Genomic DNA, 17,714 nt, shown 5'->3' with positions numbered 1-17,714 from the left:
TGCGGGACGCGTTCCTGGTCGGCGGCGTCGTGCCGTCGGACCAGGTTGTGGGTGAGATCCTCGACGACGTCGTGCTCCCCCTACTCAAGGCGCCGTAGCGCGGGGGCGGCTCAACTCGCCCGCAGGGCGGCGAGTTCGACGGCGTGGTCCTGCCACGCGTACAGCCGGTCGCCGATCAGGGCCGCGTCGTAGTTGCCGCACCGGGCCGTCGCCTTGGCGCGCGTGTCGCCGGGGAACCAGGCCGCCGTCAGGTTGACGTTGCCGCGCGGTTCGCCCGGCGTGCAGCCCGCGGGCAGCCGGCCGTCGGGAACGGTGGCGGCCAGCAGGCGGTCGTAACCCGTGGTGGACATGCGGTAGTCGACGGTCGTCGCGCCGTCCGGCAGCCAGGACGGCATCGACTGGCGGTCGGCCTTCGCCTTCGCGCCGGTGGCGTAGGCGGACTCCTCGACGTGCCGGTCCTCCCGCAGGCCGTTCAGGGTCGGGACGGCGAAGGCGGCGAGCGCGCCGAGTCCGATCAGGGCCGCCGCGCCGCCGATCACCGGGTTTCGTCGGATGGCCATGGTTCACGCTCCTGGGGTGTGGGGGCCGGTGTTCGCCCCTCCATCCTGGGCGGTGCGCGGGGCGGCGTCCGTGCACCTCAGGTGCCGGATCCGCTCCGACCATGGTCGTACGCAGCGGAACGGCACCCCTGGGGGTGCCGGTGGGGGATGTCGGGGTTTTCGGCCCCGGGGCGCCCATTGTTTGGCATCATCCCGACGGGGCTCCGCAGGGGGAGCGGGTGTCGGCAGCACTGGGCGGGGGCGGTGGAGGGCGTGAGGGATGCACGGCCGCGGCGCGGATGGCGGATGGTCCTCGTGGTGCTGCTGCGCGGGGTGCTCCTCGTGATCGGCCTGTGCGCGGTCGGGGTCGGCATCGCGCGGTCCGTCGCCTTGAACCAGGAGGTGGACGCGTTCGCCGACGCGCCCGTCTGCAGCACCGGCAACCCGCGTCCGGGGGAGGGCTGCGTGCGGCTGGAGAGCGGCCGGGTGACGAACCGGTCCGTGGACCGCAACGGCGACTCGACCACCTACAACCTCACGGTGGCACGGGAGTCGGACCCCGAGGGCGACGACTACGGCGTCGGCGAGGCGTTCTACGACGACGCGGACGTCGGCACGTACGTGCTGCTGAAGGTCTGGAAGGGTGACGTGGCCGAAGTCGGCTTCCAGGGGCACGAGTCCGTGATCCCCCATTTCCAACGGGGTCGCGTGGCGTTGCTGTCGCTGCTGATCGCCGTGGGCACCAGCGTGCTGATGCTCGGCCTGCCGGGGCAGGACGAGGACGTCCGGTGGCTCGCCCTCGTGGGCTTGGTGCCGTTCTTCGTCGTGGCGTGGATGGGCGGCTTCCTCTTCGGCGCCGTCCACCTGCCGCTCGCCGTGGCGATCGCGCTGATCGTCGGCGGCTGGCTGGCCATGACGGCGGGCGCGGTGAAGCTGGCGCGGGGTTAGCCGGGCTCCGCCGGTGCGGTCAGGAGCGGACCAGGCGCGCGATGGCCTGGTTGGCCTCCCTGATCTTGGTGTCGGCGCCCTGGCCGCCCCCGGCGACGGCGTCGCGCACGCAGCATTCGATGTGCTCGTCGAGGAGTTGGAGCGCGAAGGACTGCAGGGCGCGGCTGGCGGCGGAGACCTGGGTGAGGACGTCGATGCAGTAGGTGTCCTGCTCGACCATGCGCTGCAGGCCGCGGATCTGGCCTTCGACGCGGCGCAGCCGCTTGAGGAAGTCGTCCTTGTGGGGGTGGTAGCCGGTCATGGCGGCCTCCGGTTCCTGTGCGGGGGGAGACCCGGAGCTCCCCACTGTACCGAGGGGTACCGGGGGGTGGTATCGCTCGCGCGGGTGTCGGCCCGGACGGACGGGTGACGGGTTGCCGTCCGTCCGGGCCGTAGGGCTCGTGACGCGGATCTGCCGTCAGCCGTCGAGGCGTCGTTGATACCCCCGTGGGGTATTGATCAAGACGTTCCGCTCGATCCAAAGATACCTGTGGGGGGTATCGTCGAGCCCTTGCCCCAGGTACCCCCCATGGGTATAAAGGAACCCGGCGCCAGTAGATACCCCACCCGGGTACCAAGCGGCAGCGCCGCAGTCGCGAGGAGCAATGATGACCACGCAGGCACCCGCCTCCACGGAGGTGGAACTCTCGATCGGCGGCATGACGTGCGCATCGTGCGCCGCGCGGATCGAGAAGAAGCTCAACCGGATGGACGGGGTCTCGGCGAGCGTCAACTACGCCACCGAGAAGGCGAAGGTCACCTTCGGGGGCATGGTCGAGGTCGCCGACCTGATCGCCACCGTCGAGGCGACCGGCTACACCGCCGCCCTCCCGAAGCCCCCGGCCGCCGCCGGCCCCGCCGCCGGCCCCGCCGCCGGCCCCGCCGCCGGTCCCGCCGGCGAGCAGGCCGAGCCGGCCGGCGAGCCGGCGCCGCTGCGGCAGCGGCTGATCGCGGCCGTGGCGCTGGCCGTCCCGGTGATCGCGATGGCGATGGTGCCGGCCCTGCAGTTCGACAACTGGCAGTGGCTGTCGCTGACCCTCGCCGCCCCGGTGGTGACGTACGCCGCCTGGCCGTTCCACCGCGCCGCGTTCACCAACGCCCGGCACGGCGCCGCGACGATGGACACCCTGGTCTCGCTCGGCACCGGCGCCGCGTTCCTGTGGTCGCTGTGGGCGCTGTTCTTCGGCACGGCCGGCATGCCGGGCATGCGGCACGGCTTCGAGCTGACCATCGGCCGCAGCGACGGCGCGGGCAACATCTACCTGGAGGCGGCGGCCGGCGTCACCGCCTTCATCCTGGCCGGCCGCTACTTCGAGGCCCGCTCGAAGCGGACGGCCGGGGCTGCGCTGAAGGCGCTGCTGGAGCTCGGGGCGAAGGACGTCACGGTGCTGCGCGACAAGGGGGCGGACGCGCAGCGCCCTCGGACAAGGGCGGTGGTGGGCCGGGGGTACCCCCGGCCGAAGGCCGGGGGAGGGTGGGAGGAGGTGCGGGTCCCGATCGCCGAACTCGCCGTCGGCGAGCGGTTCGTGGTCCGTCCAGGGGAGAAGATCGCCACCGACGGCGTGGTGGTCGAGGGCGCGTCGGCCGTGGACGCGTCGATGCTCACCGGCGAGTCCGTCCCGGTCGAGGTCTCCGTCGGCGACGCCGTCACCGGTGCCACCGTCAACGCGGGCGGCCGGCTCGTGGTCGAGGCGACCCGGGTCGGCGCGGACACCCAGCTCTCCCGGATGGCCAAGCTGGTGGAGGAGGCGCAGAACGGCAAGGCCGCCGCGCAGCGCCTCGCCGACCGGATCTCCGCCGTCTTCGTGCCGGTCGTGATCACCCTCGCGATCGCGACCCTCGGCTACTGGCTGGGCACCGGCGAGGGCTGGACCGCCGCCTTCACCGCCGCCGTCGCCGTGCTGATCATCGCCTGCCCGTGCGCCCTCGGCCTGGCCACCCCGACCGCGCTGCTGGTCGGTACGGGCCGCGGCGCCCAGCTCGGCGTGCTGATCAAGGGCCCGGAGGTGCTGGAGTCCACCCGCAAGGTCGACACCATCGTCCTGGACAAGACCGGCACCGTCACCACCGGTCGGATGACCCTGCTCGCGGTGCACACCGCCGACGGCGTCACCGAGGCCGAGGCGCTGCGCCTCGCGGGCGCCCTGGAGCACGCCTCCGAGCACCCGATCGCCCGGGCGATCGCCACCGCCGCCGCGCAGGCGGGCGAACTGCCGCCGGTCGAGGGCTTCGAGAACGTCCCGGGCCTCGGCGTCCAGGGCGTCGTGGCCGGCCGCACCGTGGTCGCCGGCCGCGAGGCGCTCCTCGCGGACCGCTCCCAGCCCCTGCCCGAGCGCCTCGCCGAGGCCAAGCGGACCGCCGAGGCCGCCGGCCGGACCGCGATCGCGGTCGGCTGGGACGGCGAGGCGCGGGCCGTCCTGGAGGTCGCCGACGCGGTCAAGCCGACCAGTGCGGACGCCATCGCCGAGCTGCGCCGCCTGGGCCTGACCCCGGTCCTGCTGACCGGTGACAACCGGCCGGTGGCCGAGGCCGTCGCGGCCGAGGTCGGGATCGCGCCCGAGCACGTGATCGCCGAGGTCCTGCCGCAGGACAAGGTGGACACCGTCAAGCGGCTCCAGGCCGGGGGCAAGGTCGTCGCGATGGTCGGCGACGGCGTCAACGACGCGGCCGCGCTGGCCCAGGCCGACCTGGGCCTGGCGATGGGCACCGGCACCGACGCCGCCATCGAGGCCGGTGACCTGACCCTGGTCCGCGGGGACCTGATGGCCGCCGCCGACGCCATCCGGCTCTCCCGCCGGACCCTCGCGACCATCAGGAGCAACCTGTTCTGGGCCTTCGGCTACAACGTCGCCGCCCTGCCGCTCGCGGCCGCCGGGATGCTCAACCCGATGATCGCGGGCGCCGCGATGGCCTTCTCGTCGGTCTTCGTGGTCGGCAACAGCCTCCGGCTCCGCCGTTTCCGCTGATCCCCGCGGCGGCAAGGAGCACCACGGCCCCGGAACCCAAGCGCCGGTTCCGGGGCCGTGGTGTTGCCCGGTCGTCCCGGTACGACCGGCCGGTGGTTACGCAGTGTGTCCGAGCCCGGAAGCCGCCCTGCTGCCGATCAGTCGTACACCCCCGCTCTGACCTGCGCTTGAAGGCTGGTTTGCCCGGCCTTGGCGGTTTGTCCATCGAAGCGCGACCCGTGCGAGACCGGGCCGAGATGTGACGCTCCGAAACTTGTTAGGCAAGCCTTCCCTGCCCTAGGTTTTCGTACCGTCAGGCCGCCGACACCCGCGTCCCGACGGCCCGAACCGGGGCCGTGGAGGTTGTGCGTCCGGCCGAACCCCTCGCCACCTCGGAGGATCCTCACCATGCCCGGAACCGTCCGGCCCCTCGCGGCCCTGTCCCTCGTCGCCGCCTGCGCCCTCGCCCTCACCGCGTGCGGCAGCTCCGGCTCCAGTGGCACCGACGGCTCTCCCGCACCCTCCGGTACCGCCCTCGCCGGCCAGACCATCACCCTCTACAGCGGCCAGCACGAGCAGACCGTCAAGGCGCTCACCGAGGACTTCACCAAGCGCACCGGCATCAAGGTCGAACTGCGCTCCGGCGACGAGGCCGAGCTCGCCAACCAGATCCTCCAGGAGGGCGCCGCCTCCCCGGCCGACGTCTTCTACGCCGAGAACCCGCCCGCCCTCACCGTCCTCGACGACAAGGGGCTGCTCGCCCCGGTCGCCGGCGACACCCTCAAGTCCGTTCCCGCCGCGGACAGTTCGCCGAAGGGCGACTGGGTCGGCGTCTCCGCCCGGACGTCCGCCTTCCTCGCCGCCACCGGCAAGGGCGCCGACACCGCGCCGCCCGCCTCCGTCCTGGACCTCGCCAAGCCCGAGTGGAAGGGCCGGCTCGGCATCGCCCCCAGCGAGACCGACTTCGCCCCGGTCGTCACCCAGGTCCTCAAGGCCAAGGGCGAGGACGCGGCCAAGCAGTGGCTCAAGGGCCTCAAGGACAACGCCAAGGTCTACGACAGCAACGAGACCCTCTCCGCCGCGATCAACAGCGGCGAGGTCGAGGGTGGCGTCATCGACCACTACTACTTCTACCGGATGCGCGACGAGAAGGGCGCCGGCAGCACCCACAGCACCCTCCACTACTTCGCCAAGGGCGACCCGGGCTCCCTCGTCGACGTCTCCGGCGCCGCCGTCCTCAAGAGCGGCAAGCACCAGGCCGCCGCCCAGGCCTTCCTCGCGTACCTCGCGAGCGCCCCGGCACAGACCGTCATCGCGGGCTCCGAGAGCTACGAGTACCCGCTCGTCACCGGCGTGCAGGGCAAGCCCGAACTGCCCGCCCTGGACGGCATCGGCACCGTCGCCGATCCCGCCCAGCTGGGCGACGGCAAGCAGGCGCTGTCGCTGCTCCAGGACGCCGGTCTGCTCCAGTGACCGCCGCCACCCCTCCCGCAGGCCCGTCCCCGCTCCGGCGGTGGCGGGCCGCCGGCCTGCTCGCACCCGTCGCGATGGCCGTCGTCGCCGTCGTCGCCTCGCCGCTCGGCTTCGTCATCGCCCAGGCGGTGCAGGCGGGGTGGGACCAGGCGCAGCGCCTCCTCGGCCGCCCGCTGATCACCACCCTGCTCTGGCACACCGTCACCCTGGCCGCCGCCGTCACCCTGCTCACCGCCGTCCTCGGCTTCGGCGCCGCCTACCTGGTCGAACGCACCACCCTGCCCGGGCGCCGCGCCTGGACCGTCGCGCTCGCCCTGCCACTCGCCGTACCGGAGTTCGTCCGCGGCTACTCCTGGGTCTCGCTGTTCCGCTCCGTCCACGGCTACTGGGGCGCGGTGCTGGTCATGACCTGCTCGCTCTACCCGCTCGTGTTCCTGCCCGTCGCGGCCGCCCTGCGGCACGGCGACGCCGCCGCCGAGGAGGTCTCCCGCTCGCTCGGCCGGGGCCGCCTCGCCACCCTGTGGCGCGTCACCCTCCCGCTCACCAGGCCCGCGCTCGCCGGCGGCGTCCTGCTCGTGTCGCTCTACCTGCTCGGCGAGTACGGCGCGTTCGCGATGCTGCGCTACACCACCTTCGCCACCGCCGTGTTCACCCAGTACAAGCTCGGCTTCGACGCCGCCTCCGCCTCCCTGCTCACCCTCGTGCTGGTGGCGCTCGCGCTGCTGCTCGTCGGCCTGGAGGCCTGGGCCGGACGCCACGCCCGCGTCACCCGCCACGGCGCCGTCGCCCGCACCGCGCGGCCCGTCCGCCTCGGCCGGTGGACGGCACCGGCACTCGCCGGCCTCGCGGCGCTCGTCGGGGTCTCGCTCGGCGTTCCGCTGTACGCGCTCGGGTACTGGCTGGTCAAGGGCAGCTCGACGACCCTGCCCTCCGCCTCCGTCCTCGGCGCCACCCTCGCCACCTTCGGGTACGCGCTCGGCGCCGCCCTCGCCGCCACCGCGGCAGCCGTGCCGGTCGCCCTGTACGCGTGGCGGCGCGGCAGCCGGGCCGCGCTGCTCGTGGAGCGCCTCGCCTACCTCACCCGGGCGCTGCCCGGCATCGCGGTCGCGCTGTCGGTCGTGTACTTCGCCGTCCGCTACGCCCAACCCCTGTACCAGCAGCCGCCGATGCTCATCGCCGGGTACGTCGTGCTGTTCTTCCCGCTCGCCCTCACCGCCGTCCGCGCCGCCCTCGCCCAGGTGCCGCCCGGCGTCGAGGAGGCCGCCCGCTCGCTCGGCACCCGGCCGCTCGCCGTACTCGGCCGCGTCACCCTGCCGCTCGTCCTGCCCGGGCTCGGCGCGGCCGTCGCGATGGTCGGCCTCACCGCCTCCACCGAGCTGACGGCGACGCTGCTGCTGCGCCCCACCGGCACGCAGACGCTGGCCACCCAGTTCTGGGTGTACACCAGCGGCCTCGCGTACGGGGCCGCGGCGCCGTACGCGGCCCTCATGGTCGCGCTGTCCGTCCCGTCCGTCCTCCTGCTGACCCACCGCACCCTCGGCCGCCCAGGGAAGAACTCATGACCGGACTCTCCGTCGTCGATCTGCACGCCACCCACGGACGCAGCCCGGTCCTCTCCGGCATCGACCTGAGCGTGGAGGAAGGCGCCCTGGCCTGCATCCTCGGGCCGTCCGGCTGCGGCAAGTCCACGCTGCTGCGGGTCGTGGCCGGCTTCCACCCGGCCGCCGCGGGCAGCGTCGTGCTGCACGGGCGGACGCTGGACGACGGGCGGAGCCGGCTCGCCGCCGAGCGCCGCAACATCGGCCTCGTGCCGCAGGACGGCGCGCTGTTCCCGCACCTCACGGTGGCGGGCAACATCGGCTTCGGGCTTCCGCGCGCCGAACGGCGTTCGCGGGTGGACGAGTTGCTCGAACTCGTAGGCCTGGCCGGGCTCGGCGACCGCCGCCCGCACCAGCTGTCGGGCGGGCAGCAGCAGCGCGTCGCGCTGGCCAGGGCGTTGGCCCCTCGTCCTCAACTCCTGCTTCTGGACGAGCCGTTCGCCGCCCTGGACGCCGCGCTGCGGGCCGAACTGCGACGCGAGGTCGCGGCGACCCTGCGGAAGGCCGGGACGACGGCGATCCTGGTCACCCACGACCAGGACGAGGCACTCGCGTTCGCCGACACCATCGCGGTGCTGCGCGACGGCCGCATCGCCCAGGCCGGCCCGCCGGATGACCTCTACCACCGCCCGGCGGACGCCGCCGTGGCCCGCGTCCTCGGCGAGGCCAACCTCGTGCCCGCCACGCTCACCGACGGCCGCGCCCACACGCCGTTCGGCGCACTCCCGCTGGCCGGCGAGGCCCCTTCCGGCAGCCGCGCCCTCGCCCTCGTGCGCCCCCACCAGCTGCGCCTGAGTGCCACGTCGACCCCCGACGCCGTCCGCGCTCACGTGGTGGCCACCGATTTCCGAGGCCACGACCACCGCGTGGAGCTCCGCCCCGAATCCGAGACCCTCCCACCCACCCTGATCGCCTACACCCCCCGCCCCTGGCCCCAGGGCGAGGCCTACGTGACCACGTCGGGCCCGGTCCACGTGGTTCCGGACGGGCCGAGGTAGCAAGGGCCAAGCCGTCCGTGCGGTGGCCACAGCGCCCACGGCACGGACGGCCCACTGAGAGCTGAGCTCGTCGGGCGTTGCCGAGCGCGCTGTACGTGCCGCGTTCGCCGTGCCGGGGATGCAGTCAGACCGGCCGGACTGCCGCGACGGCGTCGGTGTACGACTCGGTCGTCAGGTCGTCCTCACCGATCCCGAGGTCCGTCAGCACCGCACGGACGACGGCGAGCGCTGGCCCGAGGTCGCTCTCCGTGGCTGCTGCAGTCTCGACCTCGATGAACGTGGCGTCCAGTTCGGGCACCCGGACGAGCGTGGCGAGCAGCCGCCGGCCGTTCCGCCCGAACCCGTAGTTTCTGCAACGCTTCTCGAACGCGATCCGGGGGACGTATCCGAGGCCCCGGAGGATCTCGTGCGCCGCGTCGGCATCCTCGACGCGAGTCTCGGCCTCCGGCTTTGATCCGGACGCCTCGTCGATCCGGGCGCCCTTGTAGGTGAGTACGGTACGGGTGTCGTCCGGACTGTGGACGGTGCGGATCCGCACCTCGCGGTCGCCGCCCATCAGGCTGCCGTCCGGCGCGTCGTAGTAGGTGTCGAGGTAGACCTCGGCGCGCCCGGCACCGTGCTGGTCCTCCAACTGCTTGAGCACGCCCTCGGGGTCGCGTACGACCGCTTTGAGTTCCGCTTCGATCGCCATCCTGCTCCCTGCGTCGGATCACGCGCTCAGCGCTGTCCACTGCTGTACCCGCGTGCCCCGATGTCCTCCGGGGGGCGGGGCGTCGTCAGACCTCACCCGACACTGTCAGGAGGAGCCTTTGGCGAGCCGGTAGGGGCCGAGGTAGTAGGAAAGCGAGGCCAACGACGGACCATCCGCAACCTGGCCCGAGACGAGGAGCCGCACGACCTCGGCTTCCGGCAGCCACTCAACCCGGGTGGCCTCGCTGGCGTCCTCCGGCGCGCCAACGCGGGTGCATCCAGTGACGTGGTACGACCTGAAATGCATGTCCGAGATACCCGCGAGAGCGTCGTACTCAGTCATCGACTCAACACGGCCTGGCCGCCAACCAGTCTCCTCCTCGACCTCACGAGCGATCGCGGCGCCCGGATCCTCGCCCGGATCCGCCCAACCGGCCGGGACCTCCCAGCCCCAGCGGCCGGTGATGAACCGGTGCCGGTAGATCAGGAGGAACTCGCCCCGATCGTTGGTGACGACGGCGGTGGTGGAGGCCCGGGGCATGCGGAGGACGTGGTGGTCGATCCGGCCGACCCCGGGCACCTCGACGTCGTCGAGCCATACCTCAACCCACGGGCTCCCGTAGACCTGGCGCCGCCCGTAGGTCTGCCACTCCACCATGAGCCTCCTGCGCGTGCGTGAGCTGGTGCTCCGACTCTCTCACGCGCGCAAGCAGTTCCCGTACGGGCTTCGCCGCTTTCCAAGGGCCAAGCTGTCCGGTGGTGGCCTCAACGGCCACCGGGTCAGCGAACCGTCGGAATGGCCCCGGACCGCCAGTCGGCCAGTCGCTTGCGGATGCTGGGCAACGCGAGCAAGCCGGTCCCCCAGTTCTTCGAGCGGGTCGCCGAGGTGGTCCCGGCCGCCGTGGACGAGATCCTGTACGTCGGCGACCGCCTGGACAACGATGTGCTTCCCGCTCGTGCAGCGGGGATGCAGACGGCGCTGATCCGGCGTGGCCCGTGGGGCTGGATCCGGCAGCACGACCCGGCTGCCGAGACAGCGACGTTCCGAATCGACTCCCTCGCGGAGTTGCCCGAGCTGATTGCCAAGTCCAACACTGCAGGGAACCGAGAGTCGCCGGCCAGGAGTAGCGGCGTGACGATCAGTCGCGTCGGCCATGCAGTCATCGCCCGAGAGAACGATCAGCGCACTCCCGTAGGCTCGGTCCATGCGCGCTGTGGTGTTTGACATCGGGGAGACCCTGACCAGCGACACCCGTTACTGGGCGACTGGGCTCGGTGGCTCGGTGTGCCCGCGCATACCATGTCGGCGCTGGTCGGCGCAGTGCTGGCCGAGGGCCGGGACAACGCGGACGCGATCCGCATCGCTCGCCCCGGAGTGGATGTGGCCGCCGAGTGGCGGGCCCGACAGGCGGCAGGCAAGGGCGACTATCTCGATGAGACGGACCTGTACCCGGACGTCCGCCCAGCTCTGACGCGGCTCCGGGAGGCAGGGTTGTGGGTGGGGATCGCAGGCAACCAGAACGCCGGGGTGGGCGACCTGCTGCGAGAGCTCGACCTGCCGGCCGACGCCATCGCCACGTCCGGTGAGTGGCAAGTCTCCAAACCGGCGCCCGACTTCTTCAAGCGGCTGATCCAGTGGGCGCCGGGCGAGCCTCACGAGATCGTGTACGTGGGCGACCACCCCGCCAACGACATCACACCGGCGCGCGCTGCCGGCTTGCGGACCGCCCACCTCCGCCGCGGACCGATCGGGTTGACAAATCCAGCGCCCGACGCGGACTGGATCGTGAACTCGCTGACCGAGCTGGCCGGGCTGCTGGTCGGTCGATAACAGTCGGGCTCACCCTCACTCCGGACGTGCAGCGTGCGTGGTGGAACAGCGAGGACGGACCCGGTTGGGATCTTCCGTCGGCATCTCACGTCGCGTCCGGCAGGGCCACCGGCTGCCAGCGGTAGGCCGTGTCCTCCTGCCAGCACTGCAGCTCGCCCTCCACCACCGCCGCCAGGCACAGCCGCCAGTCGTCGCCGACGGCCAGCGCGACCCGGGTCGCCGGGCGGAGGGTGGGGCGCCACCAGCGGGGGTGGCGGGCCGGGGTGGCCGTGCGGAGGCGGACGCCGCCCTCGCCGGCCAGGGCGAGCGTGGGGCCGCCGCGGTGGCCGGCCAGGGCGAGGCCGTGGGCGGGTTCGCCGTCGCCGACCTCGGGTGCGGGGCCGGCCGTGCCGAGGGTGTGCAGCTGGACGGAGCCGTCGGCGCGCAGCGTGGCGGCCTGTGGGCCCGCCGAGGTGCGGGCGAGGGCGGCGGCCCGCAGCGGCCCGGGCGGGCCGAGCGGGGTGGGGGCGGTGCCGGCCCGCCACCACAGGACGCGGTCCCGGTGCTGGACGAGGACGAGCCAGGCGCCGGGCCGCTCCTCGATGGCGGCGAGGACCCGGTCGGCGGGGCAGCCGGGCAGTTCGCGGCCGGTGAGGGTGCGGCCGGGGGCCCAGCGGAAGGAGTGCAGGGCGCCTCCGGTGGCTGTCCAGACCGTCAGTTCGCCAGTGGCGTCGACGCCTCCCGCGAGCCCGGTGACGCCGCGCGCGGCTTCCCACCAGCCGGTCGTGGTGCCGACCCACAGGGTGCCGGTGCCGTCCTCGGCGCACAGCACGAGTTCACCGCGGAGGCCGGCCCTCCCGCACACCAACTCCCGTACGGTGCCCGGCCCCTGGCCGGGTGGAAGCCCCTGTGCACCCGCCAGCAGGACACCCCCGTCCGCCCGCGCCGTGGCGACGAGCGGTCTGCCGTCGGTGTCCGGCAGGACGGCGAGGCCGGTGGTGCGGGGCAACGGGCGGTGCGCACGCAGGAGTTCGCGTCCACGGGCGGCCCAGGGGCCGAGCGGGGCGGGCCGCCGGTCGGGGTCGCGGGAGAGCGGTTCGCAGGCCCACTGGGCGAGTTCATCGCCGTACCCGGCGGAGAGGAGTTCGGCGCGGGCCTGTTCGACGGCCAGCCGGTGGTCGAGGCGGCCGTGTTCGGGCAGCAGCAGGGCGCGGGCCAGGGTGCCGACGGCGAACAGGTCCTTGGCGGCGGTCGGGAAGCCGCCGATCTGCTCGGCCTCGGGCGGCACGTGCCCGGGGGTGAACACGGCGACGGTGAGGGTGTGGTCGAGCGGGGCGAGGAAGGTGAGGTCGATGAGCTTGACCTGGCCGCCCGCGTCGACGAGGACGTTGGCGGGGGAGATGTCCCGGTGCACCCAGCGCTTGCGGTGCAGTTCGTCGACGATGCGGCACAGCCGCGCGAGCACCTCGGCCGCCGCCGCGAGCCCGCCGCGGTTGGTGCGGGCCCAGGTGTGCAGCGGGACGCCGTCGACCCAGGGGGATATCTGGTAGCCGAGGAGCCCGCCGGTGGGCGCGGTACCGGGCCGGTGCGGGGAAGGGCCGAGGAGGAAGCTCGGGACGACGAGGTCGGTGACGCCGAGGCGGTGGGCGTTGTGCGAGACGTCGTCCCAGCGGCCGAGCCAGCGCCGGACCTCGGACGGGTCCCGTTCGAGCATGATCTTCGCGGCGACGAGCTCCTTGCGCCCGTTGTGGCCGGTGCGAACGGCCCGCCACACCTCGGCCTCGCCGCCCCGGTGGTGGAATTCGAGGAGCTCGTACTGCTCGGGGTCGAACTCCGGCCCGAACCGGAGCCCGGGCACCCAACGCGACTCGGACATGCCACCCCCGTCTGCTGCCTGACGCCGGGCCGTCGACGGCGGTTCGGCTGTTCGCGGTGCCCAGGATAGTGCTCGTTCCTGTTCCGCCGCCCCGCGGAGGGCCTATCCTGATGCTCGCTGAGCAACATCATGAAACAGCGTCAACTCATGGTCGAACGAGCTTACTTGATCATGATCGGGGCGGTTCGGGAGCACAGGGGGACGGTGCATGGCGCAGCTCGCGGTGCTGCTGATCGTGGTGGCACTGGCCGGTGTGGCCGGCGTCCTGGTGGTCCGCCGCAGGCGGACGCTCGACCCCGAGGCGGTGGCGAAGGCCCTGGCCGGGGCGGCCGAGCGGCTCGCGGCGGGCAAGCCGCAACAAGCCCGCCGCCGGTACGCGAAGTTGGCCGGACGGCTCGCGGCGGCCCCTGGCCCGGTGGGCGGGCCGCTCACCGGGCAGCTGGCCGGGCAGCGTGGCCTCGCCCTGCTCGGCCAGGCCGAGGCCACGGCGGCCGCCGGCGACCCGCAGGCCGCTCTCGCGCTGCACCGCGAGGCCTTCCCGCTGCTCGTCGACCCGGCCCGGCAACTGCCCCGGTGGAGCCTGCAACGGCTCGCCGAGGAACGGATGCAGGCGCCGGCCGGCCCCCTCGCGCCGCTGCTCGCCTTCCTGCAGGCGACGGCCTTCCCGCAGGCGACGACCTCCGCGCAGGCGACGACCTCCGCGCAGGCGACGACCGGCGGCGCCGGCCCGGGCGCCGAGGCCGACGCGGCGGCCCGCGCCCTGGACTGGCTCCAGCGCCTGTGCCACGACGGCCCGCCCGAGCAGCGCGACGCCGCGACCCAGGAGGCTCTCGCCGCCCTGCCGGGCCGGGACTGGCCGGTGCTCGCCCGGGCGGCCGTGCTGCGCGGCACCGAGCGCGCGGCGCAGGCCGAGGCCCTGCTCGCGGCGGCCGCTCCGGGAGGCGGCGGCGAAATCTGGTTCCGGTGGGGTGCACAGCTCTTCGCGCTGCACCGGGACACCCCCGCGGTGGCCGCCTTCGACGAGGCGCTGCGGCGCGCGCCGGGCGAGGCGTACCGGTGGTCCCGCGGGCCGGTGCTGCGCGCCGAGAGCCTGCTGTTCCGCGGCCTGGCCCGGCAGCGGCTCGGCGAGACCGAGGCGGCCTGGGCCGACCTCCGGGCGGCCGCCGGCGAGGCCTCCTGGGACCCGCGCCCTCACTACGCCCTCGGCCGGCTCGCGCTGCTGCTCGGCGCCGACGACCAGGCCGAGGAGCAGTTCATCGCCGCGCTCGCCGCCCAACCCGCCTTCGCCCCGGCCCGGTTCGGCCTGGCCCTGGTGCACGAACGGGCCGCCCGCCCCGCCGAGGCCGCCGCCGACTACCGCACCGGCCTCGAGCTGGACCCCGACTGGCACCCGGCGCGCGTCCGCCTCGGCGCGGCCCTGCTCGCCGACGGACGGACGGGCGAGGCCGAGCCGCTGCTGCGCACCGAGGCGGGGGACGACTCCCGGTGGGGGCGCATCGCCGCCTTCCACCACGGGTTGGCCTGCTTCCGGTCGGGCGACCTGGTGGGCGCCCTCACCCGCTTCGAGGGGCTGCGCGACGACGACCTCCGGACATGGCTCGCCGTGGTCCGCGACCGGCTGGCCCGGCGCGGGCTGGCGGCCGAACCGGCGATGGCCCGGCAGCTGTGGGAACAGGCGGTCGCCGACGATCCGGCCGTCCCCGCCTACCGCCTGGCGCTGCGCGAGGCCGCTTTGCGCGAGGCCGCGCACCGGCTCGTCACCGACCGGGACAGCCCGGAGGCCCGGACGCACGCCAGGCAGGCCCTGGCCCTCGCGGACGGCCTGCCGGGCGCGGTCGGCGCCCGGCAGGGACGGCTGCGGGCCGCGCTCGCCCTGGCCGAGGGCGGAACGGAGGCCCTGCCCGGCCTGCTCGACGCCCACGCGGGCCCGCGCGACCGCTACCACCTGGCCGCCGCCGCGCTCCTGGCCGGCCGCCCGGTGCAGACGGTCGCCCTGCTCGCGCCGCTGGAACCCGACCCGGCGGGCGACCCGGCCCTCGCCCGCCTGCGCGCCGCCCTCGCGGAGCGCGCCGGGAACTGGGCGACGGCACTGGAGTGGCACCGGCACTTCCTGTCCGCCCCGGCACCGCGGCCGGCGACGGGCAGGGGCCCCGGCGCGATACCCGTCCCCGGTCGGGGCCCGGCGCCGGCCCCCGGCCCCCGCGTGATGCCAGGGCCGGCCGGTCTCGGCCCGGTGGCGCACGCCGCGCCGGGCGCCGTTCCGGCGGTCCCGGCCGTGGGGTGCGAGGTCTGCGGACGGCCGGCGTCGGGTGTGTGCGGCAGCTGCGGCCGGGAGACGTGCGACGCGCACTTCGACCGCTCCGGGGAGGCCGGGGCGGCGGGCGCGCAGCGCTGCGTCGGCTGCGCCGCCCCGGACGTGGCCCCGTCGGCGCATGCCACCGGGCCGGCGCAGCCCGTTGTCGCCGCGCCCGACCCCGTCACCGACCTGCCCGCCGAAGCCGGATGCGCCCTCTGCGCCGCCCCCGCCGCCGGTGCGTGCGGCGGCTGCGGCCGGGAGGCGTGCGACGCGCACCTGTACCGGCCCGCCGGCGCCGCCTCCCCGCGTTGCGTCCGCTGCGCCGGCCCTGCCCTGCGGGCCGTCCTGGACTGCGCGCGCCGCGCCGGCGTGCCCGAGCAGGCCGAATCGGTGCTCGCCGCCTGGGTCGAGGCGTTCGGCGAGAGTGCCGCGGCCGCGCCCGTCCGGCTCGACCTCGCCCTGCTCCGTGCCGAACTCGGCCGTCTGGACGAGGCGTTGGCCGAGCTGCCGGAGTCGGCGGCCCGGGAACGTGCCGCCGTCCTGGTCCGCCGGGCGGCGGGCCGCCTCGACGCGGGCGAGCCGGGCCGGGCCGCCGGCGACCTGCGCGAGGTCCTGCGGCTGACGCCGGACCACCCGCAGGCCGCCGCCACCCTCGGCATGCTGGCCGAGCACGAGGCCCACCGGCACGCCGTGGAGGGCCGTCGCTGGGAGGCCTGGCACGCCTACCACGCGCTGCTGCTCACCGATCCGACCGACCCGCGCCTGTTGCACGCCCTCGGCCTCGCCGGGTACCGCCTGGCGACCGCGCCCGGCTCGGTCGGCGAGACCGCCGACCCGCAGGTCTGGCGGTGGACGATCGGTTGCCTGGCCGCTGCCCTGCACCTGCCCGCACTGTGGGTCGAGGCCGCCCGGGCCAGCGGCCGCCCGGCCGAGCCGCCGCGCATCGCCGCCGCCCGCGCCGCACTCCTCGACCGGTTGCGCGAGGACCTCCGGGAGCTCGACCGCGCCGAGGGACGCACCGGTGAGGAGGTGACGGCCTGGACGCTGCGCCTCGCCATGGAGGCGCACTGTGCCGACGCCTTCGCCCAGGCCGATATGACGATACGTCAGCCCAGGCGGGCCACCGCGGGCCACCTCGCTCACGGCCCGACGCTGACCGGACTTCTCCGTGCCGAGCCCGAACTTCCCTGGTGGGGTGAGCAGTTCGACCGTGCCGTGCAGGGCTGGCGGCGCGCGTCCCGCCCCGAGCCGCACCCGCTCGACCAGGCCCTCGACCTGTTCGGGCCTCTCGGCCCGCAGCGCTACCTCCTCATCCAGGGCCGCCAGTCCGTTGCCGTCGACGCGCTGGACGCCGTGCCCGAGGCGCAGCGCGACGACGCCTGGCGCGGCCTGCTGGCGGCGACCCTGGTCAGCCAGGCCCGCGAGCACCACCGCAACCAGGACTGGCGCGAGGCCCTCGACTCCCTCACCCGCGCCCGCGCCGTCCCCGGGGCCGAACTCCCCGTCGACGCGGCCGAGATCGCCGCCGAGTCCGGCCTGCGCGCCGCCCGCGCCCTGCTCAAGAGCAGCGACGACGACCAGCAGGGCGCGGCCGAACTCCTCGAACGCGCCCTGGCGTTCGCCCCCGACCACCCCGAGGTGCGCAGCGACCTCGGCGCCACCTACGCCCAGTGGGCCCGGAAGATCAACAACGAGACCAAGGACTACCCCCGCGCCCTCACCCTGCTGCGCAAGAGCCTCGCCCTCACCCCCGGCGACGCGACCGCCCGGCACTTCCTCGCCGCCGCCCTCGGCAACCGGGCCAGCCAGCTCACCCAGCCCGACGCCCCGACAAGCGACCTCGAAGAAGCCGTGGAGCTGTGGCGCGAGCTGATCGACCTCAACCCCGACCCGGACCACCGCCTCGGCCTCGCCTTCGCGCTGCGCCGCCTCGCCCTCGTCGCCGCACTGGCCGGCACCCGGACGGTGGCGCTGTCCCGGATGGCCGAAGCCCTGCGCGCCGACCCGGAGTTCACCGGCAGGCCCGATCAGGAGGCCCCGCGCCGGGTCGGCGTCATGCTGGCCAACCACATGCTGGACACCCTCCAGGACCGCCCGTTCGCCGAGCGCGCCGCGCTGCTGCGCAGGGCGATGGAGTACGACGACCAGGCCGCCGACATCCGCAAGCTGGCCGTCAGCGTGTGGCGCAGCGAGGCCGTCGACCAGTACGAGGCCAGGCGCTACCCCGAGGCCGTCCGGCTGCTGGAGGAGGCGCTCGGGCTGTCCGGCTCGGCGGAGGACACCGCGAAACTGCACGGCGAGCTCGGGATCGTCCTCGGTGCCCACGCCGTGGCCCGGGCCAACGCCCGCGCGTACCGGGACGCCCGCCGGCTGATCAGGCAGGCCGTCGAGCACAACCCGCAGGACGCGGAGCTGCGCGCCCTCCAGCGCAAGATCAACTCACTGTACTGAAACGGACGTTGTCCAAGCTGCGGCCGGGCCGGCGGCCGAATTCGCAGTCGA

Annotated in this window: 13 protein-coding genes; 8 read left to right on the top strand and 5 right to left on the bottom strand. The window is 74.6% G+C overall.

Annotated features, from left to right (window positions below):
* Positions 1-110: 110 nt before the first annotated feature.
* The gene (locus ACWCXH_RS25015) at positions 111-560 is read right to left on the bottom strand and encodes a hypothetical protein (protein WP_449803709.1); all 450 of its coding nucleotides are present in this window, start codon (positions 558-560) and stop codon (positions 111-113) included.
* A 285-nt stretch (positions 561-845) separates the two neighbouring features.
* Here ACWCXH_RS25015 and ACWCXH_RS25010 point away from each other — a divergent pair, with 285 nt between their 5' ends.
* On the top strand, positions 846-1,487 hold the full coding sequence (locus ACWCXH_RS25010) for a hypothetical protein (RefSeq protein WP_449803708.1): 642 nt from the start codon (positions 846-848) through the stop codon (positions 1,485-1,487).
* A 19-nt stretch (positions 1,488-1,506) separates the two neighbouring features.
* Here the strand turns inward: ACWCXH_RS25010 and ACWCXH_RS25005 are convergent, their stop codons facing one another.
* Positions 1,507-1,788, bottom strand: a complete 282-nt coding sequence (locus ACWCXH_RS25005) for a metal-sensitive transcriptional regulator (RefSeq protein ID WP_449803707.1) — start codon at positions 1,786-1,788, stop codon at positions 1,507-1,509.
* A gap of 346 nt (positions 1,789-2,134) precedes the next feature.
* On the opposite strand from ACWCXH_RS25005, the gene ACWCXH_RS25000 reads away from it, so the two are divergent.
* The 4 genes from ACWCXH_RS25000 (at position 2,135) to ACWCXH_RS24985 (ending at position 8,540) form a co-directional block, all read left to right on the top strand.
* Entirely contained in the window at positions 2,135-4,492 is a 2,358-nt protein-coding gene (locus ACWCXH_RS25000; protein WP_449803706.1) for a heavy metal translocating P-type ATPase, read from the top strand.
* 387 nt (positions 4,493-4,879) lie between these two features.
* Complete coding sequence (locus tag ACWCXH_RS24995; RefSeq protein WP_449803705.1) at positions 4,880-5,944, top strand: iron ABC transporter substrate-binding protein; 1,065 nt, start codon at positions 4,880-4,882, stop codon at positions 5,942-5,944.
* Positions 5,941-7,506: an ABC transporter permease gene (locus ACWCXH_RS24990; protein WP_449803704.1), complete on the top strand. Its 1,566-nt coding sequence runs from the start codon at positions 5,941-5,943 to the stop codon at positions 7,504-7,506. Before ACWCXH_RS24995 ends, ACWCXH_RS24990 begins: the two co-directional genes overlap by 4 nt.
* Entirely contained in the window at positions 7,503-8,540 is a 1,038-nt protein-coding gene (locus tag ACWCXH_RS24985; protein WP_449803703.1) for an ABC transporter ATP-binding protein, read from the top strand. The genes ACWCXH_RS24990 and ACWCXH_RS24985 overlap by 4 nt, the downstream gene beginning before the upstream one ends.
* Before the next feature lie 124 nt (positions 8,541-8,664).
* Here the strand turns inward: ACWCXH_RS24985 and cyaB are convergent, their stop codons facing one another.
* Complete coding sequence (gene cyaB / locus ACWCXH_RS24980) at positions 8,665-9,231, bottom strand: class IV adenylate cyclase (RefSeq protein ID WP_449803702.1); 567 nt, start codon at positions 9,229-9,231, stop codon at positions 8,665-8,667.
* Positions 9,232-9,336: 105 nt separating this feature from the next.
* Positions 9,337-9,888 (bottom strand): NUDIX hydrolase, encoded by a 552-nt coding sequence (locus ACWCXH_RS24975; protein WP_449803701.1) that lies wholly within the window; start codon positions 9,886-9,888, stop codon positions 9,337-9,339.
* A gap of 174 nt (positions 9,889-10,062) precedes the next feature.
* Here ACWCXH_RS24975 and ACWCXH_RS24970 point away from each other — a divergent pair, with 174 nt between their 5' ends.
* Positions 10,063-10,455 (top strand): HAD family hydrolase, encoded by a 393-nt coding sequence (locus ACWCXH_RS24970; RefSeq protein ID WP_449803700.1) that lies wholly within the window; start codon positions 10,063-10,065, stop codon positions 10,453-10,455.
* Positions 10,456-10,530: 75 nt separating this feature from the next.
* Positions 10,531-11,061 (top strand): HAD family hydrolase, encoded by a 531-nt coding sequence (locus tag ACWCXH_RS24965; RefSeq protein WP_449803699.1) that lies wholly within the window; start codon positions 10,531-10,533, stop codon positions 11,059-11,061.
* A gap of 85 nt (positions 11,062-11,146) precedes the next feature.
* Here ACWCXH_RS24965 and ACWCXH_RS24960 read toward each other — a convergent pair whose 3' ends face one another.
* On the bottom strand, positions 11,147-12,916 hold the full coding sequence (locus tag ACWCXH_RS24960; RefSeq protein WP_449803698.1) for a protein kinase domain-containing protein: 1,770 nt from the start codon (positions 12,914-12,916) through the stop codon (positions 11,147-11,149).
* 208 nt (positions 12,917-13,124) lie between these two features.
* Here ACWCXH_RS24960 and ACWCXH_RS24955 point away from each other — a divergent pair, with 208 nt between their 5' ends.
* Entirely contained in the window at positions 13,125-17,663 is a 4,539-nt protein-coding gene (locus ACWCXH_RS24955) for a hypothetical protein (protein WP_449803697.1), read from the top strand.
* Positions 17,664-17,714 lie beyond the last annotated feature (51 nt).

This window comes from Kitasatospora sp. NPDC001660 (assembly GCF_053596725.1).
The sequence above is the reverse complement of the archived record's forward strand: the minus strand, read 5'-3'. Positions and strand labels throughout refer to the sequence as shown.